We start from the raw sequence: 6,593 nt of genomic DNA, 5'->3' as shown, positions 1-6,593 counted from the left end.
CCGCTTTGAGATTCAATAAAAGAAGTCTCGACCCAATCATTGCCTCGAATGCGGATCTCTTGAATCACCGGGCCTTCTTGAGCGCCCGTGCGCCCGCTCAATAGTACAATGATGAGAAAAAAACTGTGTGTAAAAATTTTTTTCACGTTGCGCAGTACCTATTTGAAAAACCACATAAAACGAATCAACGAATCAACGAATCAACGAATCAGCGAATCAACGAATCAGCGAATCAACGACGGAGTTTGTAACAACTTTGGGTGATAGGGTGGGGTTCGTCTATTCGTCTATTCGTCTATTCGTCTATTCGCGCTTTATTTTGTAAGCCTCAAACGCCCAGCAGAGGAAAATGTTCCGACAGTACGACAAACAGCCCGGACTAATGCCCGGGCCGTTTGGGTATTGACCGCACCTTCACGATCATGCTTTGTCCTTGTTCACTACTTCTTCTTCTCCGACAGGATCTCCCGATTTGTCCTGATCTCCAACTTTTTCATCGAGATTACCCTCTCCGCTCTCATCAGCCGTGTTGAGATTACTATCTTTTTTACTCATCTGAATTTCGGTCGTGTCTTCCGATTCTTCTTTCGATTCTTCTTTTGCAATAGAATCTCCCTCAAAGCTGAGCGTATCGCCTTTTTTGCTCACCCGAACCTTGCAGCCATCGGCAAAGTGACCCATAATGATCTCTTCGGCCATGGGATCTTCAATCATCTTTTGAATGGTGCGCCGCAGATGCCGCGCGCCATACGTCGGATCATAGCCCTTTTCGGCGATCAAACTCTTGGCCCCCTGTGTGAGACGCACGTCGATATCGCGTTCTGCAACACGAGCGAGAATTTTTTCAAGCTCAATATCGACAATCTGAATAATTTCCTTTCGATCCAGCGGATTGAAGATCACTGTTTCATCCAGGCGGTTGATAAACTCGGGGTTAAATGTCTTTTTGACCTCTTCGTTGATTCGCTCTTCCATTTTTTCGCGGATCGATTTTTTGTCTGACCGGCCAAATCCCAAACCACCTGCATTCTGCAGATCTTTGGTTCCCAGATTGGATGTCATAATCAAAATGGTATTTTTGAAATTTACCTTGCGCCCAAAGCTATCTGTCAAACGTCCTTCATCCAACACCTGTAAGAGGATATTGAATACATCGGGGTGGGCTTTTTCAATTTCATCGAGCAAAACCACCGAGTAGGGACGCCGGCGCACTTTTTCCGTTAGCTGTCCGCCCTCATCGTATCCCACATAACCCGGTGGCGCACCAACGAGCCGAGATACCGCGAATTTTTCCATATATTCCGACATATCTACGGTTACGAGTGCATCTTCATCGTCAAACAGATACTGCGCCAGTGCTTGCGCCAAATACGTTTTGCCAATACCCGTGGGGCCCAAGAACAAAAACGTGCCGATTGGGCGATTGGGGTCTTTGAGACCCGCACGCGTGCGCCGAATGGAGCGACATACCGTAGAAACCGCTTCCTCTTGCCCAATCACCCGCTTTTGCAACTCAGACGCCATGTTGATCAGTCTTTCGGATTCGGCCTGTGCCAGCCGAAACACGGGAATACCCGTCATGCTCGAAATCACTTCGGCAATGTGTTCTTCTGTTACTTCGACAACGTCATCTGTCACCTGTACTTCCCACGCCTGGCGCATATTTTCGAGTTCGTTTTTGAGTTCTCTCTCGCGGTCGCGCAACCTTGCCGCCTCTTCAAATTGCTGATTTTCGGCAGCCATATCCTTTTTTCGCGTAATCTCACTAATGGCCATCTCGATTTCTTTGATCTCTTCGGGGGGATTGAGGCGAGACAATCGCACCCGCGCTCCCGTTTCATCAATTACATCAATGGCCTTGTCGGGCAAGTGGCGATCACTGATATAGCGGTCGGCCATTTGCGCTGCTGCTTCGATAGCGTCAGGTAAAAACGATACTTTGTGATGTGCCTCATAACTGTCTTTTAGGCCCTTGAGAATTTCAATGGTCTCACCCACTGAAGGGGCATCGACTACTATCGTCTGGAACCGCCGTTCGAGCGCGCCGTCCTTTTCAATATATTTTCGATATTCATCTAAGGTCGTTGCGCCAATGCACTGCAATTCGCCGCGGGAAAGTGAGGGTTTAAACATATTGGATGCATCCAGCGTACCCTCGGCACTACCGGCACCGACAATAGTGTGCAACTCATCGATAAAAATGATCACATTCTGGCTTTGCTGAAGTTCATTCATCACAGCTTTCAGGCGCTCTTCAAACTGTCCGCGGTATTTTGTGCCGGCGACAATCCCGCCCATATCGAGCGTAACTACGCGCTTGTCCAGCAAAATTTGTGGGACCCGCCGTTCTACAATGCGCTGTGCCAATCCCTCGATGATCTGTGTTTTACCCACGCCGGGTTCGCCCACAAGTACAGGGTTGTTCTTTTTCCGTCTGGCAAGTATCTGTGACACCCGTTCGATTTCGCGATCGCGACCAATGGTTGGATCGAGTTTGCCCTGCCGCGCCAGATCGGTTAAATCGCGTCCGAAATGATCGAGGAAAGGCGTTTTGCTTTTTCTTTTTTCGCGCTTACCACCCGAAGATTTTCCTTGCAAAACGGCAATCACCTCCTCCTTGGCGGTTCTGTGATCTACGCCGAATGTGACCAAAATCTGTGCGGCAACCCCGTCTTTATCTTTCAACAGTGCCAACAGCAGATGGCTGGTTCTCACGACTCGGCTCTTCATTTCTTTGGCTTCATTGGCAGCAATTTCGAGAATCTGTTTTGCGCGGGGTGTAAAAGGCACTTCACCCATCGTCATTGAACTACCAGAAGAAGCGACAAAATCGTCGATGGATTGCTTGATCCTTTCGAGATTTAAGTTCAAATTTGTCAGCACCTGGATAGCTGTACTTTTGCCCCCGCGTATGATGCCCAGCAGCAAGTGCTCGGTGCCGATGTAATTGTGTCCCAGACGCGCTGCTTCTTCGCGAGCGAGTTGCATGACCTGCTTCACCTGGTCCGAAAACATACTGTTCTGCATTGAATACTCCTCTCGCCTAACGAGAAATCTGGCGAAGCGTGTTTGATTCCAGTATAACAGTTTATAAAGGAAAACTCAACACTGTTTCACACGCCTTTTTATTTAAACAATGAGACGACCGTCTTCCATCTCGACCACCCGATCAGCGCGAGCAGCCAGATGCTGGTCGTGTGTTACAATAATGCACGTTTGGTGCCGGGTTCTGGCAAGTTCCCAAATTAATGCGTGAAGCTGTGCACTGCGCGCCCTATCGAGATTGCCAGAAGGTTCGTCGGCCAGAACAATAGCGGGTTGTGTCACCAGTGCCCTCGCAACAGCAACGCGCTGTGCTTCCCCACCAGAAAGTTCGGAAGGCAAATGTGCAAGCCGATTTTCCAGACCGACATCACAGAGTAATTTTTGTGCGGGTACTCGTGCTTTATCGTGCGAATCACCGGCAATCATCAGGGGCATCATCACATTTTCAAGCGCAGTAAAATCGCGCAACAAGTGGTGAAACTGAAAAACAAACCCAATCTGTCGATTGCGAAATTTGGCGCGATCAGTATCTGAAAGGGCAAATATATCGACGCCATCGATGACAACCGTCCCCGAAGCCGGATGGTCTAACCCGCCCATAATGTGTAACAAAGTACTTTTTCCGACACCCGAAGCACCAACCACTGCAACAATTTCGCCGCGAACAACCCCGAGGTCAACCCCTTTTAGTACTTCGATATGGGTATCCCCCAATACATAGTGTTTGCAAACCCCTGTTGCGCGCAGCAACTCATCCATGGTCTTCAAGGCCCTCTTCAGGGCGCATGTGCGGAAACAGAATTGCGTCTCGAATCGAAGGCGCGTCTGCGAGCAACATCACCATTCGATCAACACCAATGCCCAACCCACCCGTCGGTGGCATCCCGTGTTCCAGGGCCATCAAAAAATCTTCATCGAGAATCTGAGCCTCGTCGTCGCCCCGATCGCGCAAGGTTTTTTGATGCGCAAATCGCTGCCGCTGATCAATCGGATCGTTCAGTTCGGAAAACGCATTGCCCGCTTCCCAACCATTGATAAAAAATTCAAATCGTTCGGTGAGGTCTTTTTGGGTCCGATGGCGTTTGGCCAGGGGAGACACCGCAATAGGATAGTCAGTAATAAAGGTCGGTTGAATCAATTCAGGCTCGACACAGGCTTCGAATAACGCATTGATCAACAAACCTCGCTCTGTATTCGGTTCGATATCGGAATCAAAACGCTTGTATGCGGCACGCAACTCGGCATCTGAGGCGCGCGCCACATCAATACCGCTGTATTTTTCTATGGCTTCGAGCATGGGAATGCGCGGCCAGGGGGGGGTGAGATCAATTTCTCGACCCTGATATTCGAGCGTTGTCGCGCCATTTACCTTTTCGGCCACAAAGGCGTAGAGTGCCTCGGCTATTGCCATCATATCTGAATAATCGGCGTAGGCTTGATACAATTCGAGCATCGAAAACTCGGGATTATGAGTTCGGTCGATGCCCTCATTGCGAAAATTTTTGCCGATTTCATACACCCGCTCAAGCCCACCCACAATCAAACGCTTGAGATATAATTCATCGGATATCCGCAGGTATAGCGGCATGTCCAGCACGTTGTGATGCGTCACAAAAGGACGGGCTGAAGCCCCGCCGTAGAGCGGCTGCAACACCGGTGTTTCGACTTCTAAAAAACTGCGTGAATCTAAAAATTCGCGAATCGCAGATACGACCGCGCTGCGCTTGCGAAACACCGCCTGCACATCGGGATTGAGTGCCAGGTCCAGATAACGACGGCGATATCGCAGTTCTTTGTCGCTAAATTGATCGTGGATAACGCGCTCGCCATCGCGTATTTCTTCTTTTGGAACGGGCAGCGGACGAATGGCTTTGGTCAACAATGCGAGCGTTTGAACTTGAACGGATATTTGACCTGTGCGCGTCTTGAAGACTTGGCCAGATACGCCGATAAAATCGCCGATATCCAGCAACTTCCACAGCGCGAAAGCATCATCGCCAATATTGTCGAGCCGCACGTAAATTTGCAGACGGCCCACGGCATCCCGCAGATCGGCAAAGGCCGCTTTGCCATGACCTCGCGTAACAATTAATCGACCGGCAACCCGCACCTCATCGCCCGATGCGCTCAGCGTATCAAAAGACGCGACAATATCCACAGAATGGTGCGTGGGCTCAAAGCGGTACGGGTAAGGCTCAATGCCCAAATCCCGAATGGCGTCGAGTTTTTGCAGGCGCTGTTCGATCAATTGAGATTCTGGCGTTTGTCCCATAACCCGAGTCAAGGCAAGAGCCTCCCAGCCCTTCTAATATCTATAAGATTAAACGTTGTAAAGGTCATTAAACTATAACCAATATGCATATTCAAGTCAAGCGCATTGCCCGCCTGAGGGCACTGCTAAAAACTCAGTTCACGCGGTGCTCGACGACAGTAAATATGCGCGGATAAATGGGTCGAGATCGCCATCTATAACCCCCGAAACATTCGATGTCTCAAAGCCCGTTCGCGCGTCTTTCACCATCTGATAGGGTTGAAAAACGTAATTGCGGATCTGACTGCCCCATTCAATGCGTTTTTTTGTGCTTTCGAGTTCGGCGCGTTTTTTGTCTTCTTCTTCCCGCAGGTGTTGATACAATCGCGCTTTGAGAATTTTCATGGCCGTATTGCGGTTCTTGTACTGAGAACGCTCGTTCTGGCATTGCACCACAATCCCTGTGGGTTCGTGGGTAATACGCACCGCCGAATCGGTTTTGTTCACGTGTTGTCCGCCAGCACCCCCAGCGCGATAGGTATCTACTTTCAGATCATTGGGATTGATCTCCACCTCGATATCGCCTTCGGCGTCGGGATAGACAAAAACGGATGCAAATGATGTGTGGCGACGATTGTTGGAATCATAAGGAGAAATCCGCACCAGTCTGTGTACACCAGATTCGGACTTGAGATAGCCAAAAGCATAATCGCCCTTCACTTCAATTGTCGCACTCTTAATTCCGGCCGTTTCGCCGGGAAGCGTATCCAGGACAGTGGTTTGAAACCCACGCCGCTCGGCCCACCGCGTGTACATACGCATCAACATTTGCGCCCAGTCTGCTGCTTCGGTACCCCCAGCGCCCGGATGAATGGTCAATATCGCGTCGTTGCGATCTTCTCGATCGCCCAACATGTGCTGCAATTCAAGTGCGTCTAAAGCTGCGCCAGCCCCGGGTACTTCAGCAGCGACTTCAGACAGAGATTCGGCATCGCCTTCTTCGCACGCCAATTGAAAAAGCACATCCAAATCGCCCACTTGTTCATTTAAATTTTCCCAACTTTCAACCCAGTATTTTTCCGCATTACAGGCGTCGATAATCCGCTGTGCATTTTCGCGGTCATTCCAGAAATCCGGTGCTTCCATGAGTTTTTCAAATTCGGCAATTTTTGTTCGTCTTTGATCGAGGTCAAAGATACCTCCCGAGTTTATCTACGCGCGTGCTATAATCGGATAGCGCGTCTTGTAGTTCACGCACCTGAATTTCCACAGCCATTATTTGTTCCTTTCGGTTATA

4 protein-coding genes are annotated in these 6,593 nt (G+C 49.6%); all 4 read right to left on the bottom strand.

Translation table 11 applies throughout. From position 1 onward, the window contains the following. Window positions 1-420: 420 nt before the first annotated feature. The 4 genes from F4Y39_09995 to F4Y39_09980 all read right to left on the bottom strand — a co-directional run bounded on the left by F4Y39_09995 (window position 421) and on the right by F4Y39_09980 (window position 6,572). Complete coding sequence (locus tag F4Y39_09995; GenBank protein ID MYC14043.1) at window positions 421-3,027, bottom strand: ATP-dependent Clp protease ATP-binding subunit; 2,607 nt, start codon at window positions 3,025-3,027, stop codon at window positions 421-423. A gap of 102 nt (window positions 3,028-3,129) precedes the next feature. Then, window positions 3,130-3,804 carry an ABC transporter ATP-binding protein gene (locus F4Y39_09990; GenBank protein MYC14042.1) on the bottom strand — a complete coding sequence of 225 codons (675 nt, stop codon included), beginning with the start codon at window positions 3,802-3,804 and terminating at the stop codon, window positions 3,130-3,132. Next, window positions 3,797-5,317 carry a lysine--tRNA ligase gene (gene lysS, locus F4Y39_09985; protein ID MYC14041.1) on the bottom strand — a complete coding sequence of 507 codons (1,521 nt, stop codon included), beginning with the start codon at window positions 5,315-5,317 and terminating at the stop codon, window positions 3,797-3,799. Before lysS ends, F4Y39_09990 begins: the two co-directional genes overlap by 8 nt. A gap of 138 nt (window positions 5,318-5,455) precedes the next feature. After that, window positions 5,456-6,572, bottom strand: a protein-coding gene (locus F4Y39_09980; protein MYC14040.1) for a peptide chain release factor 2 whose coding sequence is annotated in 2 segments (ribosomal slippage) — window positions 5,456-6,499 and window positions 6,501-6,572 — 1,116 coding nt in all. Because the reading frame shifts where the segments join, the coding sequence is not laid out codon by codon here. Window positions 6,573-6,593: the final 21 nt, after the last annotated feature.

The organism is Gemmatimonadota bacterium (genome assembly GCA_009838845.1).
Classification (GTDB): domain Bacteria; phylum Latescibacterota; class UBA2968; order UBA2968; family UBA2968; genus VXRD01.
Note: the sequence above shows the minus strand (reverse complement) of the source record. Positions and strands in the feature narration are given on the sequence as shown.

Bases quoted from the DNA above. Each gene is read 5' to 3' on its own strand.
- F4Y39_09995 (MYC14043.1), bottom strand. From the start codon at position 3,027: ATGCAGAACAGTATGTTTTCGGACCAGGTGAAGCAGGTCATGCAACTC.
- F4Y39_09990 (MYC14042.1), bottom strand. From the start codon at position 3,804: ATGGATGAGTTGCTGCGCGCAACAGGGGTTTGCAAACACTATGTATTG.
- lysS (MYC14041.1), bottom strand. From the start codon at position 5,317: ATGGGACAAACGCCAGAATCTCAATTGATCGAACAGCGCCTGCAAAAA.